The organism is Corynebacterium glutamicum ATCC 13032 (genome assembly GCF_000011325.1).
Taxonomy (GTDB): domain Bacteria; phylum Actinomycetota; class Actinomycetes; order Mycobacteriales; family Mycobacteriaceae; genus Corynebacterium; species Corynebacterium glutamicum.
This window is the reverse complement of the sequence record NC_003450.3, coordinates 3258539-3283460: the sequence shown is the minus strand read 5'-3', so window position 1 is coordinate 3283460 and position 24922 is coordinate 3258539. Positions and strand designations below refer to the sequence as shown.

The following is a 24922-nucleotide window of genomic DNA, read 5'->3' as shown; positions in this document are numbered from 1 at the left end:
TCGACGAAAAAACCTGCCTCTTCACCAGGTATAAAATGGTGAAGAGGCAGGTTTTTAAATGTTCTTGGGTGCTTTAGGAGGCAACGATCTTGTAGCCGGCTTCCTCTACAGCAGCCTGGATCTCTGCATCGCTGAAACCTTCGCCACTGACAGCGACGTTTCCTGATTCTAGAGTGACGTCAACAGCGCTAACGCCATTAACTTCGCTTACCTCTTCAGTTACCGATGCCACGCAGTGTGCGCAGGTCATGCCCTCAACGGTGTAGTTCTTTAATGCCATGTCACTGGCCCCTTTCAGGTGAAGTACTCTCTCCCTCAAGGCTATACCCCTATGGGGTATAAGGGCAAGGGTGAGTTAATTCTCAGCTGCAAAGAAGGCGAGCAATTCCTCTGGAGTCAATCGCTGTTGAGGGTTTGCCCTATTGGAAGAAGTAAATTCCACACCTTCACTTTCCAATACTTCTTTTGGTGAGCGGGTTTCCTCAGCGTTTAACCATCTGAAACCATCTGAGATTGACCCATCTGTTCTTAGAACTCGATGAGCGTTTAGTACTGGGTGTTCAGCAAGATGGTTACCAATGGACTGAGCATTTGTTCCGGCTGCCACTGCAACATCTCCGTAACTCGCCCAATGACCTGCAGGGATTGAAGATACGATGGTGTGAACTTTATTCCACAACGGGGAAAGATCAAGGGGTAGAACTTCTGCCTCAAGCAACCGTCGTTACCCCAAATAACTTCGAGGCTTCCACCCTCTCCGGCCTTGAGAAGCTTGAGACCGTCGAGGACCTCAAGGAGGCTGCCCGCCTCATTTATGAGCAAGGCCCCCAGTACGTAGTCGTCAAGGGTGGCATGGACTTCCCCGGCGAGAACGCCGTGGATGTGCTTTTCGACGGATCCTCCTACCACGTCTTCTCTGAGCCAAAGATTGGTGAAGAGCGCGTTTCCGGCGCAGGCTGCACCTTCGCAGCTGTTATCACCGCAGAGCTCGCAAAGGGTGCTGAGGTTGTAGACGCAGTGGCAACCGCAAAGCGTGTGGTTACCCGTGCGGTTCAAGATGCTGTTGCATCCAACGCACCTTTTACCTCCGTATGGCTTGCTGAGGACAACAAGTAGAGTTTTAAAATACCGATCAAATCCCCGTGTTAGTGACTGCTAACACGGGGATTTCCGCTGCTTAAAGCACCTATTGCCTAAGTAGACCAATAGGTCTATGCTTCATAGAACAACTAGTTCATAAGTGATTAGTTTTAAGAATTTATTACCTCTCTACAGGAGAACCCAGCGATGGCCGTTTTTGATTTCCCTAACCCCGTTAACGAATATGCAGCTCGCTGCACTGCGGGTTTGGTTGTTTTGCTGAGCGCCGCCACGCTTTTTGCCTCTGGTGACCTTCGTATTATTTTGGCAAGCATCTTGACCTTCGGCTTCGCATTGCGCGTCGCCGGCGGACCCCGTTACTCCCCCTTTGGACGTCTTTCAGTACACGTACTTGTACCACTGCTGAAGAAAGCACCGATCCTGACCCCTGGCCCACCAAAGCGCTTCGCGCAGACCATCGGCCTGGGCTTTAGCGGTACTTCCCTTATCCTTATGGCCTTTGGATTTAACGTTGCAGCTTCCGTAGTCCTAGTCATGCTCATCGCAGCAGCCACCTTAGAATCCGTCTTTGGTATCTGCCTCGGTTGCTGGGGATTCGGCAAGCTCATGCGCTACGGCGTCATCCCAGAAGACGTTTGCGAGCAGTGCTTCCAGAAGGAATCCTCCCGCACCGGCTGGCTCGTTAGCCTGAAGTAGCACTTCGAATCTAAGACCACCAAATGGACATGTCCTTTGAGTGAATAGGACACAATGGAATGCATGTCCACGATTACTGATGCTGTATCCGCCCTGCGCACACTGCCTTCCCAGTCTGCGCAGGGTTTGGCTTTTGAAAAACTCATGGTCAACTTCATTAAGTCTGACCCCACTCTCTCCACTGAGTTTGATGAAGTCCATCGTTGGGTCGATTGGCCATATAACGGTGGCACCATGGATACTGGCATCGACTTAGTGGCTTATAACAAGGACGATGATGCTTATACGGCGATCCAGTGCAAGTTTTATCTTCCCACTACTTCCCTGGCAAAAGGACAGCTAGATTCCTTCTTTGAAGCCTCGGGACGCACTTTTGAAACCCCTGAAGGAACACGCTCCTTTAGCAATAGACTCGTTATTTCCACTACTGATAAGTGGAGTTCAAATGCGGAAAAGATGTTGGAGAACCAAACCATTCCAACTAACCGCATTGGTCTATCTGCAATTGCGGAATCCCCGATTGACTGGGATATTGCCTATCCAGGTTCTGAATTAACTATTAACCTGCAGCTTAAAGAGCCGTATAGCCCTCGTCCTCACCAGCAAACTGCTATTGAAAAAGCAATTGAAGGCTTCCAAACTCATGACCGTGGCAAGCTCATCATGGCTTGCGGTACCGGAAAAACCTTTACTGCCCTGCGTCTTTCTGAAGAGGTTGCGCGACTCAATGGCAATAAAGCTCGCATTCTTTTTCTAGTCCCTTCCATCAGCTTGCTTTCGCAAACACTCAAAGAGTGGACTGCACAAAAGACAATGGATCTTCGTCCTGTCGCCGTATGTTCTGACTCCAAGGTCTCCAAGGCTGCAGAAGATATTGCTGCTTATGATCTTGAAGTTCCGGTAAGTACTGATGGTGCATTGATTGCGGAAAAACTGGAGCATCGTAAGCGAGCAGCAGGATTGACCGTGGTGTTCTCTACTTACCAGTCCCTTCCTGCTGTTCACGCGGCTCAAGAAGCTGGGGCTGAGCCCTTTGATCTTGTCATCTGCGATGAAGCCCACCGCACCACAGGCATCACCTTGGCTGGAGAAGACCCTTCAAACTTCACCCGCATTCATGACGCTTCTTATATCAAGGCAGCAAAGCGGCTGTACATGACGGCAACCCCAAGGCTTTTCGACGACTCCGTGAAGGGCAAGGCTGCAGATCATTCAGCTGAAGTTTCTTCCATGGATGATGAAGCAATCTACGGACCCGAATTTCACCGGCTGGGTTTTGGGGAAGCAGTAGAAAAAGGCCTGCTTACTGACTACAAAGTTGTAGTGATGACAGTTGATGAGCAAGTTGCAGCCAGTGCCTTAACTGTTTTGGGTTCAACACCTGGTGAAGAACTCACTCTGGACATGACTTCCGCAATTATTGGCGCGTGGAATGGCTTGGCAAAGCGTTCGGGTAAAGAGCAAGACACCAAGACTGGTTTCTCAAGCTCTGACGCAGCAATGGAACGAGCTGTTGCATTTGCGCGAGACATTAAGACTTCTCAGCAAATCGCGGAGTCTTTTCCACGAGTTGTCAATGCTTATACGACTGAGCTTGAGGTTAAAAACGATGACGTAGATGAGCACAACCTCAATTTGAGCGTGGCATGCCAGCATGTCGATGGATCAATGAATGCGCTGGAACGAAACTCTCGTTTAACTTGGCTTAAAGCTCCTACCCAGTCAATGGAAACCAAGATTCTTACTAACGCGCGCTGCCTTTCTGAGGGTGTCGATGTACCGGCTTTGGATTCCGTAATCTTCTTTAATCCCCGTAATTCCATGGTGGATGTGGTTCAGTCGGTTGGCCGAGTTATGCGTAAATCTCCAGGTAAGAATTACGGATATATCATCTTGCCAGTTGCTGTTCCCCCAGGTGTTGCACCATCAGCTGCGTTAAATGATTCACGCCGCTTCAAGGTTGTATGGCAGGTTCTTAACGCCCTTCGTGCTCACGATGACCGTTTTAACGCAATGGTGAACTCCATTGCGCTCAATGAGGGAAATATTAAGGATCTACCTGTTGAGACTGAGCATACTGGCCCTACAAGTAAAGATAGAGATAACGCACCCTATGACAGTGCTGAATCCGCTACACAATACGTACTGTTCTCTTTAGAACAGTGGCAAGAAGCGATCTACACCAAGCTTGTAGATAAAGTTGGTACCCGAACCTACTGGGAAGATTGGGCAGATGATGTTGCTGACATCGCCCAAGCACAAATAACCCGTATTAAAGCGCTCTTAGACAATGCTTCACCAACGATCAAAGAAGAGTTCGAGCGATTTGTTGAAGGTCTACGTGGCAACCTCAATGAGTCCATCTCTGACGACGAGGCAATCAGCATGTTGTCACAGCATCTGATCACCGCACCAGTGTTTGACGCTCTATTTGCTGAATCAAGCTTCGCTAAGCAAAACCCTGTTTCCCAGGTTATGCAACGCATGGCAGATGCTCTTAATAGTGCTGAACTTAACTCTGAAACGGAAAAACTTGAGAAGTTCTATGACTCTGTTCGTATCCGTGCTGCTGAAGTAAGCTCCGCAGCTGGTAAACAAGCAGTAATTAAAGACCTCTACGAACGATTCTTTAAAAAGGCCTTTAAAAAGCAATCTGAAGCTCTAGGTATTGTCTATACCCCTGTTGAGATCGTGGACTTTATTCTGCGAGCTGCCGATGATGTGTCCAAGAAGCATTTTGGTCGTGGCTTAAGCGATAAAGATGTCCATGTTCTTGATCCTTTCACCGGTACGGGTACTTTTATGGTGCGTTTATTGCAGTCAGGTCTAATTAAGCCTGAAGATTTGGCCCGTAAATATGCCAATGAGCTGCACGCTACTGAGATCATGTTGCTTGCCTATTATGTTGCGGCCGTTAACATTGAGACCACTTATTTTGGTCTCGAGGGAGAGCGTGCTCTGCGTAATGGTGAAGATGCGCCGGTCTATGAGCCGTTTGATGGCATTGTGTTGGGTGATACCTTCCAGATGTATGAAGACGATGACAAACTCGATCTAGATGTTTTTACTGCTAACAATGACCGTATGGAGCGTCAGAGACTTACTCCTGTACAGGTTATTGTGGGTAACCCGCCTTACTCTGTGGGGCAATCGAGTGCGAATGACAATAACGCAAACCTCAAGTACCCCACTCTTGATCGACGTATTGAAGATTCTTATGCGAAGTATTCGACCGCAACAAATAAGAACTCTCTGTACGACTCCTATTTACGTGCTTTCCGGTGGGCAACAGATCGTATTCACACACAAGGGGTTGTTGCTTTTGTTTCTAACAACGGTTGGGTTGACGGCAATACCGCTGATGGTGTGCGCCTAAGTTTGGCACAGGACTTCTCCGAGATTTATGTTTTCAACCTTCGTGGCAATTCCCGAACAGGTGGTGATTTGGCTAAGCGCGAGGGCGGCAACGTCTTTAATGTCCGTGTGGGTACTCAAATCATTGTTGCCGTGAAAAACCCACAATTGTCTGGTTGCAGGATTCTTTATAAAGATATTGGTGACAATCTCAGCGCGGATGCGAAGTTGAACGAGATTGCCGTTGCCACAATTGAGGGCGCTGAGTGGCAGACTATTTCGCCTAATGAATATGGAGATTGGATCAGCCAGCGCTCTGTAGATTTTGATACCTGGCCTGTACTCGGTGATAAGAAAAACAAATCTGCATTAAAGGTTTTTCAAACCTTTTCTGCTGGTCTAAAGACTGGCCGCGATGCCTGGTGCTATGGGCCAACATCTGCGCAGGTAAAAACTAATATCACCCGGTTATTAGAAACCTATGAACAAGCTCAGCAACGGTTTAATTCGTGGGTTGTGGATAACGGAGTGACATCTCCTAAGGAAGCTGACGTTAATCAATTCCTTAAGCAGAACCCTGATTTAGCGGATAGCAAGAAAATATCCTGGGATTCCAATCTAAAAATGTCCTTGTCACGCGGTGATACTTTTTCTTTTGATCCAAGCAGCATCCAAATGTCCTTGTATCGTCCATTTTTCCCTCAACAGACATACTTCCATGTTTCATTGAACCAGCGTCGATACCAGTTACCGTCAATGTTCCCGACCCCGGAACATGACAACCAGGGCTTTTATATCGTCAACCCAGGTAGTGCCAAGCCATTCTCTACCCTTGCAACAAATCTACTTCCAGATCTTGCTATGTGGGGTTCTAACGCCGGACAGTTCTTTACCCGATGGACTTGGGAACCCATCGAAACTCGAGAAGGCGAATTAGACTTCGGTAATGGACTTTTCTCCACAACCCCAAAAAAGGGAGTTGAAGGCGAGATCCTTGACGGTTACCGGCGCGTCGATAACATCACCGACGAGATCTTAAAGCTCTACCAATCAAGCTTGGGTGAGGATGTCACCAAGGATGACATCTTCTACTTTGTTTATGCACAGTTGCATGATCCTGCCTATCGTGAGGCCTATGCGGCTGATCTAAAGAAGATGCTGCCACATATTGAAACCCCTACTGATCGCGCACGCTTTGATCACTTTGTGACAGCCGGCAAGGAATTGATGGATCTTCATATCAACTATGAAGATGTTGAACCATGGGATGTGGAGGTAAAGGTCAAAGAAAAAGCTGATCCCACGGATCGTGAGACCTGGCGTGTTACCAAGATGAAGTGGGCTAAGGTTCGTGATCCAGAGACCAAGAAATTGGTGGAGGACCATACCACCTTGATTTACAACAGCTCAATCACCATCAGCGGCATCCCCGAAGAAGCTGAAAACTATCAACTAGGTTCACGTTCTGCCATCGCATGGCTTATTGACCGTTACCAGGTGAAGAAAGATAAGGCGTCCGGCATTGTTAATGATCCCAATGATTGGGCTGATGAAGTGGGTAACCCTCGCTACATTGTGGAGCTGATTGCTAAGGTCACCCGCGTTGCCGTTGAGACCATGAGAATTGTAGAGGAGCTTTGAGTTTTCCTACTGCAGCTTCCAGAAGTGTGACTTCTGGAAGCTGCAATTTTATGTTCAATTTCGGACCTTTTAAGCAGGTGTAGCGCAGTATGTAACTATGGAAAAGCAGTTTTTCACAGGGAAAAGATTCGATGTCCGGGATTTGGAATCGATCGCTTTTGTACTTCGTGATGAGCCACATTTTAGAGGGCTCTATCGGCTGAGCTTTGCTACAGGTGAAGCCTATGTTGGGCAGTCGGTGAATGTGGTGAACCGCTTTACGGGACATCGTCGACGATGGGATGACATTATTTCCCTGGAATTCTTTCCCTTTGCCAATGAAGACTTGAATCCTTTGGAAAAGACCTTGATTTCCATGACTGAGGAATCTACCTCAGTTCGAAATATCAGGGATGCGGGCAAACCTCGTGGGGAGGAAGACTTTGTTTTTGATAGTGAAAATGGAGTCTCTTCCCCATTGTCCTGGGATCGTGAGAAAAGAATTCCACCAGGTAGCTATGTAGTTAGTACAGAGTCCGCCAAATTTGTTCAGCTTGCACAACAGCCAAATTATCGCCCACTTCGAGATGTTGTTGGGTGGTACCTCTATCAAACTTATCCAGATCCCTTTAATACCCAACGTCATTTATGGGTTTGTTCAGCAATGCCCACTACTAATAAGTCTAAGAACCATCAACGCTTATTAGCGCTTAGCGCTGGGATGCTGGAAACGTTTGTTGCATTTGATGATCGGGATAAGCAGGCACCGAATGTTGAAATTTTCATCAATACTGCCCGCTCTTCAATATCGGCAGATGAGCTATCCCACCCGGATGGATTTTGGCAAGTGGAACACCATAATCGATATAAAGCTTCTGAAGTGACCGCATGGTATTTCACCTTGGAAGGTTTAGAGGCCATCATTTTTGGGGACTTGGAATTTCCACATCTGGACCTCATGCTGGATCTAGCCTATGAGCTAAACGTCAAGCTCATGCGGCATGGTGGAACAATTTTCCGGAGGTTTCACAATAATCTGCTGGCTGCGGATCTATTGGCGGCTTCACTTCAATGGAGAGCTCGCACTTAAATTCCAGCACCGCGGCGTCGAAAAGCGCCTTTTTGGTTGGTTAATCACAACAAATTGATTAAGCCCCTATCCTTTGGATAGGGGCTGCGCTATTCTGGCGGGTGCTTCGCATTGTGGTTGCTGGGCACTTCCGGATTTCCGGGGTGTTCCCGATTGAACTGATGCGATGGCATTGGCACAGATTTCAGGATCTAAGTGGGTTCAAGTCCTACTACTCATTGAATAGGTTATCGTCGCTACGGATTTTTGCTGCTCATAGCCTGTGGCCCGGCCCGATCCTAAAACTATAAGTTTTGGGGGACGCACCGCTGCCCCGCTGTTGGTGGTTCCGGAGCGGCGATAATCGCTAAACGTTTGAGGTGATTGTATGGGTATTTTCAGGTCGCGGTCGCAGGATTTTGGGTGGAGCATGCACCAGGCTGGCCAGCTCATCAATGATCCCAGTCAGGGTCTGTGGCGCACTTCTGCCCTGCGCTCGCCGGTTGCTCGGGTTGGACATGCCGTGTTGCGCCAGCGTGCCGGTGAGATCTCGCGCATGCAAGGTCGTGAGTTTTCTCGCCCTGGGGATCAGTTCCGACAGGTAGATTTGCGCAGGCGACTGATTCAGGTCCATCCCCAATCAATTCCTACAGCGGATGCGATGGCCGTAACCATCACCATGGCGCTCACCGCTGCCACGATTGATCCGGTGAAGTTCGTCGCGGATTCACAGAACCCGGATGAAGAGATTTATTTGGCAGCTCAGATCGCATTGCGGGAAATGGTTATCGCTATGCCTTTGGAGGATTTCATCGGGGTGCGCATTGATCTAGAGCCTGTTTTGGTGGCTGCTCAAGCTGCTGCGAAGAATGTGGGCGTGGAAGTCTCGTCAATCTTGCTGAAGGATCTGAATCTTCCCCAGGAGTACTCGGGAGCGTTGCAGGAATCGATCGTTGCGAAAATTCAAGCCGAAACTGATCTGGAACGTGCACGAAATGAAGTGAAAACTACCCGTGCTCGACTTGCCAGCGCGAAAGTGTTGGAGCAAAATCCGATTCTTGCCAAAATTCGGATGATTGAAGCGCTCCCACCGGGATCCACAATTGAGGTTCGGGAGGGTGACTCAAAGGCATAAAGTTGCCCATTTCGGTGCCCTCCACGGCACCGAAAACAGTAACTTTCCCAAGAAAAATATAAGAAAACTTCCCCACACAGGCCGTGAAGAGCCTGAATTTATTGATTTTTCAGACAGATCTGGAAATGTGACCAATTTGTAACCCACCCCCGCTCACCTGCATGAGTGTGGGGTCTTTTTGCATTCTTCCAGCTCCCAGACTTGAAAACGATCTGACTTTTCACCCCGAACCTTACTAAGGTCGATTCATGTTGAAAAGAGAGGTGGTGTTTTCACTTCCCTTTTATAGGCAAAGCTTTAAGGAGTCTTACAGGAAGAAGTTAACACCGCCCAGGGGTGCGTTGGATGATGATCATCTACAAACAAACATTCCGTTATGCACTCATAAGATATGACGAGAGGTTTTACTCGTGAGCCCGATTCGCTCAAAAAAGAAAATCAAGAACGAACCAAGACTAACAGTCGATGACGTCAACGTTGTTCCCCCAAAGAAGATCCGTCCGGCCATTAAAGGCACTGTGGTGGGTAACTTCATGGAGTGGTACGACTTCGGAATTTATGGTTATTTGACGGTCACGATGACCGCAGTATTTACCCAAGGCCTGCCGCAAGAATGGCAGTTGTTGGCCGTGATGTTTGGTTTCGCGGTGTCTTATTTAGTTCGCCCGCTTGGTGGCCTGGTTCTGGGTCCGCTTGGCGATAAGGTTGGCCGCCAGAAGGTTTTGTACGTAACCATGGCCATGATGGCCGTGTCTACGGCGCTGATTGGCTTGCTGCCGACGGCGGCGTCGATAGGCGCTTGGGCTTTGGTGCTTTTGTACCTGTTGAAGATGGTGCAGGGATTTTCGACTGGTGGTGAATATGCTGGTGCGACCACCTATGTTGCTGAGTTTGCGCCGGATCGTCGACGAGGTTTCTTCGGAGCTTTCCTAGATATGGGTTCCTACCTGGGCTTTGCCGCGGGTGCTTCGGTCGTGGCGATTACTACCTGGGTGACCACTCACTTCTATGGCGCAACTGCCATGGAGGATTTCGGTTGGCGTATTCCTTTCCTGACTGCGATCCCGCTGGGCATCATTGCGGTGTACCTGCGTACTCGTATCCCTGAGACCCCTGCGTTTGAGAACAACCAAGACGAGCCAAATGCAGTTGTTGAAAAGGACACTGAAGATCCTTATGCACGCCTGGGCCTGGCTGGTGTTATCCGCCACCACTGGCGTCCACTGCTGATTGGTATTGCGATTGTGGCAGCGACCAACACCGCCGGTTACGCGCTAACCAGTTACATGCCTGTGTATCTAGAGGAGCAGATCGGTCTGCACTCCGCATCCGCTGCCGCTGTGACCGTGCCGATTCTGGTTGTTATGTCCCTGCTGCTGCCATTTGTTGGTATGTGGAGTGACCGCGTGGGCCGCAAGCCTGTCTACGCGACTGCTGTTGCGGCAACGCTGATCTTGATGGTTCCTGCCTTCTTGATCATGAACACCGGAACCATCGGCGCCGTACTGATTGCACTGTCCATGGTTGCTATTCCAACCGGTTTGTATGTGGCACTGTCCGCATCTGCCCTGCCAGCGCTGTTCCCAACCGCGTCACGATTCTCTGGAATGGGTATTTCCTACAACATTTCCGTGTCGTTGTTCGGTGGTACAACCCCGCTGATCACCCAGTTCCTGCTGCAGAAGACTGGCCTGGATATCGTTCCAGCGCTCTACATCATGTTCTTCTCTGCAATCGCAGGTGTGGCGCTGCTGTTCATGACCGAGTCTTCACAGAAGCCACTGCTTGGCTCATTCCCAACCGTGGAAACCAAGTCTGAGGCCGTGGAGATCGTGAAGAACCAGGACGAGGATCCAAATATTGATCTTTCCCATATGCCGTTTCCTGATGAGGAAAACGTAGGTGCTGAAAAGCAAAACGCATAACCGTAAAGCCCGCTGCAAGGCGGGCTTTTTTGGTGGCCGGGGGAGTCGAAAAGTGCTTATCGACGAGTGCTGCGTCGGTTTATGAGATGCTTTTGTAGTCCGCTAGACGAAGCATTCCAAGAGGTAGACCGGTGTCGGTTGGGAACCAGACCTGATCCGTTGTTGCAGTGATTTCCACGTGGGTGTCGAGGTAGCCTATCCAATCATTGTCACCATCAGCGGGGATGTATCGGCCGAGGCTGACTTCGGAAATGGTACGAGTCTGAGGGTCTGTAGCTGCGTTTCGTGCTGTGATTTCAATTGGGGAATCAAGGACCAGTACGAGATAGAGATCAGTGGCAGGCTCACCATTGGGAGTTCGTTCACCTCGCATGAGTTCGCCGGCGGTCTGCATCGTTACTACACCAGAGAAGTAGTGCAGGTTTGACGCAGGCTGTTGAACGGGAGTTGGGGCTGCTTGTTGAATGTTGGCTCCACCAGTCTGAACGGTTGATAGGCCGGAGGGGTCGTTGGAATCAACCCAGGTAATTTCGTGGTGGTCAGGTAATAGTTCACGGACCATGAAATCCTCGGGGTCTGCGATTTGTGTCAGGGAGTTTCCTTGGATTCCGTACAAAGAGCTTTCGCCAACTGGTTGTATCGAGTACCAATTCAATTGGTAGATTCCTGCTCCTGAATTTGAAGCTCTGACCTTGACTCGTGAACCGCCGGCGCTGGCGACACCGTCAATTAGGACTCCTCCAGCTTGGGTTGCGGATTGTGTGTTTTCGTCATAGGTGAAAACCAAAATTGGCGCGAATTCGTGACTATCGGCGCGGAGTAGTAGTTCTGGGATGGAATCGGAAGTTGCTTCAACAAGTGTGTAGGCATATGTGCCTGTGGGGACGAATTGTGAAATTTCGGTTAAGGGGTAGATGCTTGGATTGGCAAGGATCTGAGCATACTCTTCCAAAGCGTTTGCGCTTGGATCTTCAGGCGGCGCTGCTTCGGTGGTGCTGACTGGAGTGGTGGGTGAAATCTGTGATGAAGTTTCAGTGGAGCCTGCCGTATCGGTGGTCGTGGACTCTGCCGTGTTGCTGCACCCTACGAGAACCAAGGAAAGGCTACATGTGATGGGTCGGAGCTTCCTTAGGAAAGCCGCTCGGGGCTGGGTGCGGGCAGGGCTCATTGGTTCTTCAACGGGCTGAAAGGGGAAGTTTCATTGATTAGCTGAACTTACCTTAACCCCTGCGATTAAGAAGTTTTGGTTTAATTCATTTTTTCTTAATTGGGTGTAAAACCCTCAATGTTTCACGTGAAACATTGAGGGTTCATCTCGCCCCGACAACCATAATGCCCGCCACTTAACAGCGGTGAAGAGGCGGCGGGGGCGTCGAAAAGCGCCATTTTTGTTGCAATGTTTCACGTGAAACATTGAAAAACGCTCCACACTTAAACCGTGTAGAGCGTTTACCTATCCATAATTATCGCTTGAATGCGTTGGTCACATAGTCCCAAATTCCGGGGACAAATGCGATCGCAGCTCCAGCCAGGGCTGCCGCTCCGGCAAAGAATCCCGCAAGCGCACCCCATAATCCGTGGGATGAACCGCCATTGGAGCTTCCAGTGCCGGGCGCGTTCCCGCCAGCCTCTTCCCCGGCAATGAAGGACTGCACGGGTGAAATCTCGACGCCGCCGAAAGGATCCTCGGAGCGAACATACCAACTGTGGCGACCTTCGGTTACGTCCTTCCAGTTCGTGGAAGCGATCGTTCCAGAAGGAACCTCATCAACTATTCCAATTTCATTGGAGGTCAAGAAATCGGCGCTGAAGGAATCGCCGATCAGGGTGCGGCCCTCTGGTTTGATGCCGAGCTGCTCGTAGGACACTTCGAATTCTTGATACATGTTGGGGTCTTCTGCAGGCCCCAACAGTGAGGGTTCATCAGAGTTGTAATCCTTCAGGGATGGTGAATAGGTGCGCACCATCATCTTTTGGCCTTGGTTATCAAAGTGGAGAAGTCGGAGGTACCCCTGTCCGCCCTCCGGTAGGCCTTGGTAATCGAAAAGCATAGAGGTGACGGTGCGGTCATCTACTCCATCACCATCGTCGTCAAAGGAGTCGGTGCGTTGGAATGCGTCGTGGTAGTGGCCGGACATGATCATGCTGACATTTGGGTTGGTGGCTGCGACCTCGTCGAGAATGCGCTGCGGGATCGGGCCAAGTCCGCCGGTGGTGAGCATGAATTCGTGGAGGTTGAGGATCGCCACACGCTCGGGATGCTTGGCCAGGACCTCGTTCATCCACGCGATTTCTTCGTCGTCTGGACCCCAGCCCATCGCTACGTTAATGAAGTCAATTCCGCCGGCAGAAAATAGATCGTAGTGCCCTCGGTTGTCTTGGTAGGATTCGCCGTACCACGGGTTGTCTACGTAGCGCTGTTCGCCGAAGTGTCGGCTGAATTCGGTGTAGTCATTGCTGGTGTGGCCAACATCGTGGTTTCCGGCAAGGACAGAATATGGCAGGCCGGCGTCGTCGAGGCGCTGGTATTCGGGGTTGGCTGTGGCCCACTGCGCGGGCTGATCCCAGTCGTCGACAACATCGCCAGTGTGGAACATGAACTGAATATTCTTGTTCTCCCGTTCGGCGAGCACGTAGTCATGGATGTTGGTTTGGTGCTCGTGGAATTCCTCGTTGTAGTACTGGGTGTCAGATTCCCACGCGAGGGTGAAATCGTACTCAGAGCGAGCCACATCATCCGGGTGCGCTGCGGTCACGTCGGAATTTCTAGTTGAATGATCCGCACCGGCGAAGCCTTCGGAGTGCTGAATCAATACGGTGACAGTGCCGCCGATTGCAAATTTTTCCGCATTGACGACGCCCTGCAGCGTAAACTCTTCCAGCTCATCGCCGGTCAAGTGACGATCCACCTCAACCCACGCCTCGCCATCGAAAACATACATGATCACCTGCGCGCGACCATCGGCGGATCCCGCCCAATTCAGGCGCACTTCAGTGTCGGCCGCGAGTGCATCCGCCGCATCGACTTCAAAAAGCTGGTACGGCAGTGCGGCGTCGGAGGTAACTTCCATGCCCAGCCCATCCAGGCTGGATAGCTTCTCGACGTCTCCCCTCTCCAACATTTTCGCCTCGGCGCGCGAGACACTTCCGGCATCTTCTACCGTTCCTGATGACATTCGGACGCGACCACTATCTAATTTTGGTGAATCGGCTTCCAGGAACGTCATCTTGACAGTATCGCCACTTGGATCACTTGCTCGTGCAGATAACTTAACGTCACCGACGCCCACGGTGGCCCCATTGCTTGGAGCGTAGTCACCACTGATGGGGTTTTCATCCGGAGTGCTAAACGTGATGGTTTTCTCGGTGCGGTTTCCTACTTCATCTTCTGCACGGATAACCAAGGTGTGTTCACCTTTATCCAAAGCGATGGAACCGGTGGTTAGTGGAAGTTGCACGCGTTCGCCGTCGAGAAGCGTCTCGACGCTCTTCACGCCCGCACCCGCATCGGTTGCCTGGGCATCAATTTCTACGGTGCCGCGCAGTTCTTGTCCTTCTTCAACTCCAGAAACGGTGAGTTCTGGGGCAGTATTATCAACCCGGATGGTGCGGCTGATTTCCCCGCCGTCTTCGCGGGAAATGGTGATGTGGTGTTCTCCATCTGTGCTTTGGGTGGTATCCCATGCGTGTGCCACACCGGTGAAAGCATCCTCAGGGAGGGCGAAGGTGGCATCGAAGAAATCGAGTTTTCCAGCGCTGTCTCCCATGTTGAGCCACGCATTAGAATCGGAAATTCCGGCAGGGGTGAGGGTCCGGCCATCAGGCAGAATTAGTCGAAGGTTTCTGATCTGGAAATCGTCATTGTTCTCGTTGAGGTCAATTTCTGGTGCTGCTTTAGTTCCCGCATACACACTGACTGTGAGGGTACCGTCCTCATTGATGTGATACAGCGGGACTGGTGTGGAGATGGTTTCGGTGTTGGCGTAAGTTCCTTGATCGAAAATGCGGAGTTCTTCCCCACCGGCAAGGATGCCGTTGCGGAAGAACACATCAGTTTGGGTTACTTCCATCGCAAACGTCGGGGCCGCAGACAGGCTGGAGTTGGTGACTGCAGGCGCGTCGTCGATAAGCAATTCAAGCTTGTCGCCGAAGACATCTGAAGCACCGATAACATCGGTGGTGCCACTGACCCATTGGTTTTCTTCCAGGTTGAGGCGCAGCGGGTCGGTGTTGGCGCCGTCGACGGTGACGCGTACCGGCTCGGTGGTAACGCTGTTGAATCCGTCGGTGGCGGTTACGGTGTATTCGAACCAGGATTTTCCGGTGAGATCCGCTGCAGGCAGAGCCCAATTGAAAGAGCCGTCATCCTCGGTGAGGTTGATGGTTGTCGCGGCTTCGCCAGCACTGGAAGTAACATGCAGTGTTGCCGTGCGCACCTGGACATCATCGGTGATATTGAAGGCGAAGGTAAACGGCTCCGCAGGGTTGATACTGGTTGCGGTATTATCTGTGATGAGTGGTACAGAAGAATCAGCGATAACGGCAGACAGTGGATTAGGAATCTGCGAAGTGTACACAGTGCCCGGGGTTGGCGCACCGCTGCCGACAAGCGTTTGCTTCAGAAGATCAGACTCATCCACTGCGAAATGAAGACCCTCGTTGGCTTTCACATCAGAAGCGCCAGCCATGTTGTAGAAACCACGGTTGACTATGTGGCCAGTGTTGGTCTGAATCTGCATTCCTCTGGCAGTACCATTGGCCATCCCACCTGAGGAGATTTCAACAAGGTCTTTTCCAGCCTCCAGGTTGGTGCCATATTCTGCATTGAAATCTGCTGCGGTTGCCTCATCATTGGGGCCATTTTTGATCCAAAACACGAGAGATTTTCCAGGCTGAATAATGACATCACCAGGTTCCGCAGCCCAGACGGCTTCGTTGGTGTTGGTGAACTCATCCTGCGGGTACAGGTAGTTCAAGGTGTAATCGGAAAAATCGATGGGTTCGGCAGTAGTGTTGGTGATTTCCACATACTCAAAACCATCAGAACTGCCCATGTTGGTGGAGTTGACCATTAGTTCAGTGAGGATCAGCGGTGCTGCATCCCTAGGGGGAGTGCGCCCTTCAAAAAGAGAGTCTTCAGGGGCTTCAGGCTCTTCTGGAGTGTCCAATCCGCCAGGAATCAACTGATCAGAAGTAATTGATCCTGGAGTTGGATCAGTTTTGGTGCGCACTGCAATGCTGGCCTGCTCCCCTACTTTTGGCAGCGCGAAGTCAATTCCCTTTTGAACCGCTGCGCTATCTGATGGGTAGTGGGACCAACCAGAAACTTCACCATTGTACAGAACTCGGATGCCACGATCACCACCGTTAGCGAGACCCGCCTGGCCAGTTGCTCGGAAGATGCGGGCTGAGGAATCCATGCCGTAGAAATCACGGAAGTCTTGCTCACTAAACGCAGCGGTATCAACAGTTGAACTGGAGTACTCAATCCACACCACAATGGTTTCGCCTGCATCTACCGTGACTTCCCCGCCAAGATCCAGTGCCTTGTCGCGGGACGTATCGGCGGAATCGTCAAAGGAATAGGCGAAGGTGTACTCCCCTTCCCCAATGGTCACGGGTGCACTGCCGGTGTTGTGAACTTCAAAGAATTCAAAATTGTCATAGCTGGTGGTATCGGGGAGGATTTCAGTGACCACCAAGTCTGAGGGAACCCCAGCGAGTGTTTCCATAGCGTTGAGCAGATCAGTTTCTTGACCAACTGCCATGTGCGTGCCACCGAGGGCAAGCGCCGTTGTGGTCGCCGTTGCTGTGACCGCGATCCTCAGTCCGAGCTTTGAGATGTTCATAATTTTTCCTAGATCCAATGAAGAGTTGAAAGTTTTATGTGGACGCAAAATGGCAAAAGCTAAAACCCCATCCTTTTGGTTAGGCAGGATGAGGTTGAGAAATAGCAAGTCAATGAGTGTCCAACACCTGGGAGATACATTAAAAGTTTCTAATTAAATTCATGTGAACTATAGGAGAATCTGTCATTGCTTTTCGGTGGGATCAAGGTGAATTAGGTGTTTACTTTAGCGAGAGTAGCTTCTGTGCCGTTTTAAGGCGTTCACATTGCTTAAATGGGCTTGGAACCTGCAAGTGTGTCCGTTTGGCCGTTAGGCTCCCATCTAGAGGGGGTGTCTTTTGTTCACCGCGGCACAAAGTCTCAACTGCAACTTTAGGGATTTGGTGGGAGCGTAAAAGCCGACCCACTGCTGCGGGACGGCTTTTAGATAAGCAGTAAGGTTTTAAGCAGATGGAACCAGCGCACGCACCTCAACTGGCTGCGCAGAACCTTCAAGAATTTCCCGTACAGTAGGAATCTTCACTGGCTCGCCAGTGACCAGCGACAGCTGAGCTGCATCGGCAACAATCGCCGCAGCCACAGCGTCTGCAGGGGTACAAGGGTTTTCCCGCTCTCCCAGGATCAACTCCACGAACGCAATGCACTCATTCTTGTATGCGTCGGCGAAGCGCTCGGCAAACGTTGGGTGCGATTCGCCGGTTGGGAAATCGATGCCCTCCTCCGCAGAAGCGAACGCAGACTTTTCATCCAGGCCAACGATCGTGGAATCTTTAGAGCCCATAACATCGAGGCGAACGTCGTGGCCTGCACCGTTGTAACGAGTGGCGATGGCGGTGGCGAGGGTGCCGTCGGCAAGCGTGAGTAGGGCCGCTCCGGTATCGATGTCACCGACTGCGCCGATTTCTGGGTCGCCGTTGTTGCTGCCCTTGGCGTACACCTCGACAATATCCTGGCCGGTCAGCCAGCGAATGATGTCGAAATCGTGCAGCGACACATCGCGGAAAAGTCCACCAGAGGTAGCGCAGTAGGACACCGGTGGCGGAAACGCATCGCTCGATACGGCCTTGAGCGAATGAAGCCAGCCGAGGTCGCCTGCATCTAGGCGTCGTTTAGCTTCCTGGTAACCGAGGTCAAAACGGCGCTGGTGGCCGACCTGAACCGTCGCGCCAGCCGCATCAATTTCGCGGATGATGTTCAGCGACTCAGGCACATCCGACGCGATCGGCTTCTCGCAGAACATCGGCAGCTTTGCCGCGATGCCCTTGCGCAAAACATCGACGTGGCCAGCGGTGCTGGTGGCAATGAAAAGGGCATCCACCCCGTCCTCAATAAGCTTATCGACGCTTGCCGCCGCCTTCACGCCCATGTCCGCGCCCACCTGCTCCGCAAAACCGGGCATTGCGTCTGCGAGCACGATCTCAATGTTGAGGTCGCGTTCCTTCAAAGTTTCAGCAACGGCAAGCATGTTGGCGACGTGCATGCGGCCAATGCGGCCGACGCCGACCATTCCGATGGTGATGTTTTTCATGAGGTTTTCTCCTTAGGCATTAACTAGACGTTGACTAAACGTTGGCAGGGTTGAGGGTGACGGTGCGGCCGGTTTGAGCTGATTCAAGGCATGCATTCGCTAGTTCAAGGGCGATGACGCCGTCCTCGAAGTTTGGTGAGAAGCCTTGGCCGTCGCGGATTCCTTGAGCAAAAGTTGCGAGCTCTGCCTTGTAAGCGGCGTCGTAGCGCTCGAGGAAGAAGTTGAAAATCGGATCTGCCTGCTCGGTGCTTTCCGCATTGTGCTTGCGCACCGTGGTGGGCCTGATGTTGTCGGCGGCGAGCATGCCCTTAGAGCCGAAAGCCTCAAGTCGCTGGTCGTAGCCGTAGGAGCAGTGGCGGGAGTTCACGATGTTGATCAACTCGCCCTTTGAGCCACGAAGCGTGACGATAACCTGGTCGTAGTCATTGAACTCCGCGATTTCCTGGCTGAAAACATTGGCGCCGGTTGCAGTCACTTCCACGATATTGGGCACAAAGAAACGCGCCATATCCAGATCGTGGATGGTCATATCGCGGAAGATTCCACCGGAACCTGCGATGTAGTCCTTCGGTGCGGGCGCTGGATCGCGGCTGATGATCACCAACTGCTCCAGGTTGCCGATCTCCTGGTTTGCCACTCGCGCATTGATGGCAGCGAAAGAAGGATCGAAGCGTCGGTTAAACCCCAGCATCACCTTGGAAGCGCCGTCGCCGATCTTCTCTTTGCAGGCACGCACCATTTCAATGTCTAAATCAATGGGTTTTTCGCACAGTGCAGGAATGCCACGTTCCACGGCGCGGGTGATCAGATCAACGTGGGTGCTGGTTGGTGAACCGATCACGATGCCATCGATATCATCGCGGGCGAACACCTCATCTGGTGATGCAACCGCTTCTGCCCCATTGGCTTCTGCCAAACGCTGTGCGCCTTCAATGAAAGGATCGGCGATAACAACGAGTTCAAGATCAGGGTTTGCAGCAATGTTGGCAGCGTGGACGTGACCGATGCGGCCAGCGCCGAAAAGGGCGATACGAAGAGTCATGAGTTTTTTCAGCCTTTCAAAGATCAGTTAGTGGAGGGGGCGAGACGAGCAGCTTGTTCAAACGCTGCGATGGTGGTGTCGAAAGCACGTTGCAGCCCTTCTTTCACCGGGAGGCTTCGGTGCTCTGCGGAAATAATTTCCACACCATATGCGCCCGTCCAACCGGCGTCGATGGCGCCACGGATGAAGCTTGCGGGATCAAATTCGCCTTCACCGCAGTACGCGCGACGGTTGGTGGAGTCATCGAAAAGATCAATTGGGGTGTCAATGAAACCATCATCAACCTCCACTGCGTTGACCTTGGACAGTGGAATGTTGCGCCACAGTTCATCGTTGGGGATTCCGATTTTCGCGGTGTGCCAGATATCAACCATGAGTCCAGCCGATGGGCTATCGGAATGGCTGACAACTTCCAGCGCGTCGTAGATGGTCTTCAGGTGAGAAAACGGAGTTGCTTCCAACGCGAGCTTGACGCCATGAGCTTCAGCTTCCGCAGCGAGATCAGTAAACGCACTGGCCATGTGAGCAATGGGAACCACACCATTGGTGCCCTCTCCTGCTCCGACCTTAATGTGTGGGGAACCAAGAGCTTGCGCCGCAGCAAACAGATCCGCACGAACGGCATCGGACTCTTGGCGTTCCGCACCAGTCGCCCACCAACCATTGAGGAACTCCACCTCAATGATTTCAATTCCTGCAGCGTGGATGCGTCGGCGCAATTCCTCGTAGCCAATGGTGTCGCGTGCTTTGATGAGATCGGCGTGAACAAGCCCAATGCCTGCCCAACCGGTTTCAGCGACTAGAGCGATGCGCTCATCGATTGCTACTGGGCTGCTGAGATCGTCACGATCGGGTGCGGCGTCTCCCGCGCTGGTCCAGCAAGATGCAATAAGTTGTGGTTTCATGGAGTGCTCCTCTTAGATGTTTACGGAAATGCCCTGGTTGTTGTCGGATTCGTAGCATGCACTGACAATGCGAGCGACTGTGAGAGCATCCTCAACTGGCGCCACATTGCGGGATCCAGTGCGAATGGAATTCACCCACCCCTGCATTTCTGTGCGGAAGTTGCTGATGTTTTCTAGCTCTGGAAGCTCTGAGAATTTGTTGGATTCTGTGCGAGCAAACGGTGGGGTGAAGTAGCTCTGGGTCCACTCGGTCCAACCCTGTGGCCAGCCCTGGCGTGACTCATTGAGGTATACGCGCAGTGTCTGAGGGAGGATTCCGGCTTCGATCATGCCCTTGGTTCCATAGACCGTGAGTCGGGAGCTTTCGAACCATTCCAGATCATCGTGGCCGTCGAAGCTGAAGCTGACGGAGAAATCTGGGTAGTACAGCAGTGCGGAGGCTGAGTCTTCGCGGCTGGTGTCGTCAGAGAGTTTTGCGGTCTTATGCACTCGGGCGTTCACGGATTCTGGAGCTCCGAAGACTTCCACCAATGCATCGAGCATGTGGCAGCCAAGAATCCACAACACACCGCCCATGTCTGCGGGTTGGTTGAGGTGCTCGGTGATATGCTCACCTACTTTTGCGGCGCCGCGTGCTTGCACGCTGACGACTTCGCCGATGAGGCCGGCGTCGAGAAGCTCTTTTAATCTCTGAACCGATTCAGACAGGCGGACGTTGTACCCGACCTGCACGATTCGCTGAGGATCGGCAGCTTCTTTGAGGGCCAGGAGCTCCTCAAGATCCGCCACTGTTCCCCCGCCGGGCTTCTCCACGACGACGGATTTTCCGGCCGCGAGCGCGCGCTTGGCGTGAGGGACCATGTCCTTGCTCTTGGAGTGAACCATGATGGCGTTGATGCGATCGTCGTTCAAGACGTCATCGATCTCGCGGGGTTCAACATCATATTTGTCGGTGAAGTACTGGAGGCGGGAATCAGTATCCGCGGCGGCGACGACCTCTACCCCATCAATTTCACGGAGGGCACGCACCCGCGCCGACGCATGCGGGTGGGTGATGCCTAGCAGGCCAACAACAATTTTTTGATCACTCATGGGAATTCTCCTAAAACGCAACCCGCAGGTTTTTATCTGGGTGGTGGAGCTTGGTTGAACTGTATGACTGGCCGGGGGTATCTCACGAAGACTCACCTACCGGACAAGTGTCTCAATCATGACACGCATCACTTTGTACGTCAATGAATTGCTTAAACCACAATGCTCAGAGGGGTTACCTGGGGTAGTTTTTGGTTGCCCCCGTTGTGCTCAATGGTCGCTCCCAGCGCTTGGGAAATCTCCGCAGACCCCTGCAGGATCAGTTCCACGGCCGAGTAGTCGGTGGTATCGCTGAGGATGCCGTCCCGCAGTCCACTCATGGACAGGCTTGCCACGACTTCACCACGATGGTTGTAAATCGGTGCTCCTACAGCGGCGATCCCGGGAGTAATTTCATTGTCTACCAGGCAAAAACCCTTATCGCGGTCTTCGTCCAAGTGTTGGAATAGCTCGCCTCTGGACGGTCCTTTAGACCAGTTATGGCCCTCGAATCCTAAGTTTGTGGCATATGTTTCCCAGGCCCTGCGTCCCTCAAAAGCGAGAAGCGCACGAGGTGCGGCACCGACATGGAGCGGCAGCGAGGTTCCCAGCTGGAGAACTCGACTATTCACACGATCGCCATCGACCCTCTCGATGCATACCGCGCGAATGCCGTGACGAACACATAAAAATGTGGTTTCACCAGTGAGTGCATGAATTTTCCGCATTGTTAGTGCGGCGATCTTGCGGAGATCCATATGGCGCAATTGCAATTCGGCAAGTGTGAGCATGGCTAGGCCAACGCGATAGGAGCCGCGCTTTCCGTCCTGCTCAACCCACCCGATCGCGGTTAAGGTGTGGAGCATTCTGTACACCGAACTGATCGGCTCCCCCAGCACCTCAGCTAGGCGAGCGGAGTTGGTGGGACCTTCAGTGCGGAGCACATCCATGAGCGTTGCCGCTTTGGTGATTACCGAAGGTGAATTGGGTTCCTTGATTCGTGATGGATCGAATTCCTGCGTTTTGGCTGGCGGCATGTTTGCGATTGCGCACGCAGTTTCCTTCAACGTGTCCCGGATGGTGTCGATTTTGCTCTCAACGCTTGCACTCAGCCCAGCTACCGCCACTGCACCTAAGACGTCGCCGTTAGCGTTTTTCACCGCGACAGCTAAGGATGACACTCCAACGGTGAGCTCGCCGTGATCAATACTCCACCCTTTGCGCAGGTCTTTGCCCTGGAGCACATGGGAGACTGCACCTTTTTGGGACGGGAGCGTGCGGCCAGGGGCGAGGTAAATCAGATCAATATCTGCGCCCTCCTGCCAATCCAGACTGATGATGCGGTCATCTTGGAGGGTGCAAAAGAAAGCGGTCATGCCCAGCTGATCGCGGAGCCAGCCTAATTTTTCCCGCAATAAAGTTCTGTTAAGCAGGGCGTCAACGGCACTTTCGCCCAGGTGGAGGATGTTTACGCCAAGCCCTAACAAGCCACTGCTGGTGATGTTGACGTACCCGACTTCCTCTAACGAAGACGTTATTCGATAGATCGACGACCTCGGCTCATTTAACTGTTTTGCCAGCTCAGAATGAGTATTTGGCCCTGCCGAAAGTGCGTCTACTAAAAGTCCTGCTTTGGTGAGTAGCTGAATGGTTTGCATATTTGATCCGTTTTTCTAAAGGTTGTTTTTGATTTTGCCCCCGCATGGGGTGTTTTGTGACGGCTAAACAGGTTGTCTTGGGTAACTATATCGACAAAAAGTAACCCACAACACAAAAAGTCTTGACAAAAGCTTATCTTACGAACAAGATGTCCGGTAGATGATAGTTCGAAATCGGGGGCAACCCCAATGAAAGAACCAGAATCATTGAACTAGCGAGGAAATGGGACTCACACCTTCGTCCCTCCTTCTCCTAAAAGCGTAGGCCGGCCACCTTCCCGGTTGTTTTAAGTCGTTTGAACAAGCTTTACAAGTGCACAGGGCTAAATGCTCCAAACCCTTTTCCATAACTCTGCTTTCTGGATCGGTTAAGAGCTGCATATAGCAACAATTGTGACTTCATCAAAGATAAAAGGACACAACATGACGGACATCAAGGCCACATCAAGTACATCGGCCACTACAGCACCAACAGCAGGCCGACCAGCGCGTCGACTTGGACAAATTTCCCTCGTCGCCTGTCTCGGCGGACTTCTCTTCGGCTATGACACCGGTGTCGCCAACGGCGCCGAAGGCCACATGGCACAAGAACTCGGACTCAACGTGCTGCAGCTCGGCGTTGTCATCAGTTCACTGGTTTTCGCTGCAGCCTTTGGCGCGCTGTTCGCTGGGCGTATCTCGGACGAAATCGGGCGTCGAAAAGCAATTATCACTTTGTCCGTGCTGTTCTTCCTCGGATCAATCCTCGTCGTATTCTCCCCCGCCGGTGAGCTGGGGCAGTTCTACGGACCAGGATTTGCCACCTTGGTCACCGGGCGCATCATGTTGGGTCTCGCGGTTGGCGGCGCCTCCACAGTAGTTCCGGTGTACCTCGCTGAACTCGCACCACTAGAAATCCGCGGCTCCCTGACCGGCCGAAACGAGCTTGCTATCGTCACCGGCCAGCTGCTTGCCTTCGTGATCAACGCGCTTATCGCCGTCACCCTACACGGAGTTATTGATGGAATCTGGCGCATCATGTTCGCCGTCTGTGCCCTCCCTGCCGTCGCCCTCTTCCTCGGCATGCTGCGGATGCCGGAATCACCACGCTGGCTGGTCAACCAGGGGCGTTACGACGACGCCCGCCGCGTCATGGAGACCGTCCGTACCCCTGAGCGTGCGAAAGCCGAAATGGATGAAATCATCGCGGTGCACTCTGAAAACAATGCGGCACTTCCTGGTGTTAAGCAGTCTTCGGGCCAGGCTTCAGGCCAGGTTTCTAGCAAGCACACCCACATGTCCATCGGCGAAGTCCTCAGCAACAAATGGCTGGTTCGTCTGCTCATCGCCGGCATCGGTGTTGCAGTTGCCCAGCAGCTCACCGGCATCAACGCCATCATGTACTACGGAACCCGCGTCCTCGAGGAATCCGGCATGAGCGCAGAAATGGCTGTGGTTGCCAACATTGCTTTCGGTGCCGTTGCCGTCATCGGTGGACTGATCGCACTGCGCAACATGGACCGCCTGGATCGCCGCACCACCTTCATCATCGGCCTGTCACTGACCACCACCTTCCACCTTTTGATCGCAGCTGCCGGCACTCTCCTTCCAGAAGGTAACTCCATTCGACCATTCGCCATCATGATCCTTGTTGTTGGGTTCGTGCTCTCCATGCAGACTTTCCTCAACGTTGCAGTGTGGGTGTGGCTGGCGGAAATCTTCCCAGTCCGAATGAAGGGTATCGGCACCGGTATTTCGGTATTCTGCGGTTGGGGCATCAATGGCGTCCTAGCGTTGTTCTTCCCAGCACTGGTCTCCGGCGTGGGTATCACCTTCTCCTTCCTTATCTTCGCAGTCGTCGGAGTCATTGCCCTGGCGTTCGTCACCAAGTTTGTTCCTGAAACCCGTGGCCGCTCACTTGAAGAACTCGATCACGCAGCATTCACCGGCCAGATCTTCAAGAAGGCTTAAACCCCCTCCGATCTCTTTGG

At 52.2% G+C, this 24922-nt stretch carries 15 protein-coding genes and 1 pseudogene; 7 read left to right on the top strand and 9 right to left on the bottom strand.

Features of this window, described 5'->3' with window-relative positions:
- Positions 1-73 precede the first annotated feature (73 nt).
- Both CGL_RS15280 and CGL_RS15800 read right to left on the bottom strand, forming a co-directional pair.
- Positions 74-280 carry a heavy-metal-associated domain-containing protein gene (locus tag CGL_RS15280; RefSeq protein WP_003860938.1) on the bottom strand — a complete coding sequence of 69 codons (207 nt, stop codon included), beginning with the start codon at positions 278-280 and terminating at the stop codon, positions 74-76.
- A 75-nt stretch (positions 281-355) separates the two neighbouring features.
- Positions 356-679 carry an MGMT family protein gene (locus tag CGL_RS15800; protein WP_306556787.1) on the bottom strand — a complete coding sequence of 108 codons (324 nt, stop codon included), beginning with the start codon at positions 677-679 and terminating at the stop codon, positions 356-358.
- A 20-nt stretch (positions 680-699) separates the two neighbouring features.
- Between CGL_RS15800 and CGL_RS15275 the strand changes: the two are divergent.
- From CGL_RS15275 to CGL_RS15250, 6 genes and pseudogenes are all read left to right on the top strand, one after another.
- Positions 700-1116, top strand: a pseudogene (locus CGL_RS15275) (PfkB family carbohydrate kinase); the annotation flags it as partial.
- Between the two features lie 171 nt (positions 1117-1287).
- Positions 1288-1797: a DUF4395 domain-containing protein gene (locus CGL_RS15270; protein WP_011015609.1), complete on the top strand. Its 510-nt coding sequence runs from the start codon at positions 1288-1290 to the stop codon at positions 1795-1797.
- A gap of 63 nt (positions 1798-1860) precedes the next feature.
- On the top strand, positions 1861-6792 hold the full coding sequence (locus tag CGL_RS15265) for a DEAD/DEAH box helicase (protein WP_011015608.1): 4932 nt from the start codon (positions 1861-1863) through the stop codon (positions 6790-6792).
- A gap of 97 nt (positions 6793-6889) precedes the next feature.
- Positions 6890-7861 (top strand): GIY-YIG nuclease family protein, encoded by a 972-nt coding sequence (locus CGL_RS15260; RefSeq protein ID WP_011015607.1) that lies wholly within the window; start codon positions 6890-6892, stop codon positions 7859-7861.
- Between the two features lie 367 nt (positions 7862-8228).
- Positions 8229-8975 (top strand): slipin family protein, encoded by a 747-nt coding sequence (locus tag CGL_RS15255; protein ID WP_011266067.1) that lies wholly within the window; start codon positions 8229-8231, stop codon positions 8973-8975.
- Between the two features lie 410 nt (positions 8976-9385).
- Positions 9386-10900, top strand: coding sequence for an MFS transporter (locus tag CGL_RS15250; protein ID WP_011015605.1), 1515 nt, complete (start codon positions 9386-9388; stop codon positions 10898-10900).
- Positions 10901-10979: 79 nt separating this feature from the next.
- Here CGL_RS15250 and CGL_RS15245 read toward each other — a convergent pair whose 3' ends face one another.
- The 7 genes from CGL_RS15245 to CGL_RS15215 all read right to left on the bottom strand — a co-directional run bounded on the left by CGL_RS15245 (position 10980) and on the right by CGL_RS15215 (position 22952).
- Entirely contained in the window at positions 10980-11996 is a 1017-nt protein-coding gene (locus tag CGL_RS15245) for a hypothetical protein (RefSeq protein ID WP_011015604.1), read from the bottom strand.
- Positions 11997-12363: 367 nt separating this feature from the next.
- The gene (locus CGL_RS15240) at positions 12364-16749 is read right to left on the bottom strand and encodes a lamin tail domain-containing protein (protein ID WP_011266065.1); all 4386 of its coding nucleotides are present in this window, start codon (positions 16747-16749) and stop codon (positions 12364-12366) included.
- 441 nt (positions 16750-17190) lie between these two features.
- A complete protein-coding gene (locus CGL_RS15235; protein ID WP_011015602.1) occupies positions 17191-18276 on the bottom strand; it encodes a Gfo/Idh/MocA family protein in 1086 nt (361 codons plus the stop codon).
- Between the two features lie 34 nt (positions 18277-18310).
- Positions 18311-19318 (bottom strand): inositol 2-dehydrogenase, encoded by a 1008-nt coding sequence (gene iolG / locus CGL_RS15230; RefSeq protein ID WP_003855225.1) that lies wholly within the window; start codon positions 19316-19318, stop codon positions 18311-18313.
- Between the two features lie 23 nt (positions 19319-19341).
- Complete coding sequence (locus CGL_RS15225) at positions 19342-20223, bottom strand: sugar phosphate isomerase/epimerase family protein (protein ID WP_011015601.1); 882 nt, start codon at positions 20221-20223, stop codon at positions 19342-19344.
- Between the two features lie 12 nt (positions 20224-20235).
- Positions 20236-21315, bottom strand: coding sequence for a Gfo/Idh/MocA family protein (locus CGL_RS15220; protein ID WP_011015600.1), 1080 nt, complete (start codon positions 21313-21315; stop codon positions 20236-20238).
- Between the two features lie 152 nt (positions 21316-21467).
- Positions 21468-22952, bottom strand: coding sequence for an IclR family transcriptional regulator (locus CGL_RS15215; protein ID WP_011266064.1), 1485 nt, complete (start codon positions 22950-22952; stop codon positions 21468-21470).
- Positions 22953-23375: 423 nt separating this feature from the next.
- On the opposite strand from CGL_RS15215, the gene CGL_RS15210 reads away from it, so the two are divergent.
- Complete coding sequence (locus tag CGL_RS15210; protein WP_011015598.1) at positions 23376-24902, top strand: sugar porter family MFS transporter; 1527 nt, start codon at positions 23376-23378, stop codon at positions 24900-24902.
- Positions 24903-24922: the final 20 nt, after the last annotated feature.

Coding starts and splice junctions, on each gene's coding strand:
- CGL_RS15280 (WP_003860938.1), bottom strand. CDS start 280: ATGGCATTAAAGAACTACACCGTTGAGGGCATGACCTGCGCACACTGC.
- CGL_RS15270 (WP_011015609.1), top strand. CDS start 1,288: ATGGCCGTTTTTGATTTCCCTAACCCCGTTAACGAATATGCAGCTCGC.
- CGL_RS15265 (WP_011015608.1), top strand. CDS start 1,861: ATGTCCACGATTACTGATGCTGTATCCGCCCTGCGCACACTGCCTTCC.
- CGL_RS15260 (WP_011015607.1), top strand. CDS start 6,890: ATGGAAAAGCAGTTTTTCACAGGGAAAAGATTCGATGTCCGGGATTTG.
- CGL_RS15255 (WP_011266067.1), top strand. CDS start 8,229: ATGGGTATTTTCAGGTCGCGGTCGCAGGATTTTGGGTGGAGCATGCAC.
- CGL_RS15240 (WP_011266065.1), bottom strand. CDS start 16,749: ATGAACATCTCAAAGCTCGGACTGAGGATCGCGGTCACAGCAACGGCG.
- CGL_RS15235 (WP_011015602.1), bottom strand. CDS start 18,276: ATGAAAAACATCACCATCGGAATGGTCGGCGTCGGCCGCATTGGCCGC.
- iolG (WP_003855225.1), bottom strand. CDS start 19,318: ATGACTCTTCGTATCGCCCTTTTCGGCGCTGGCCGCATCGGTCACGTC.
- CGL_RS15225 (WP_011015601.1), bottom strand. CDS start 20,223: ATGAAACCACAACTTATTGCATCTTGCTGGACCAGCGCGGGAGACGCC.
- CGL_RS15220 (WP_011015600.1), bottom strand. CDS start 21,315: ATGAGTGATCAAAAAATTGTTGTTGGCCTGCTAGGCATCACCCACCCG.
- CGL_RS15215 (WP_011266064.1), bottom strand. CDS start 22,952: ATGCAAACCATTCAGCTACTCACCAAAGCAGGACTTTTAGTAGACGCA.
- CGL_RS15210 (WP_011015598.1), top strand. CDS start 23,376: ATGACGGACATCAAGGCCACATCAAGTACATCGGCCACTACAGCACCA.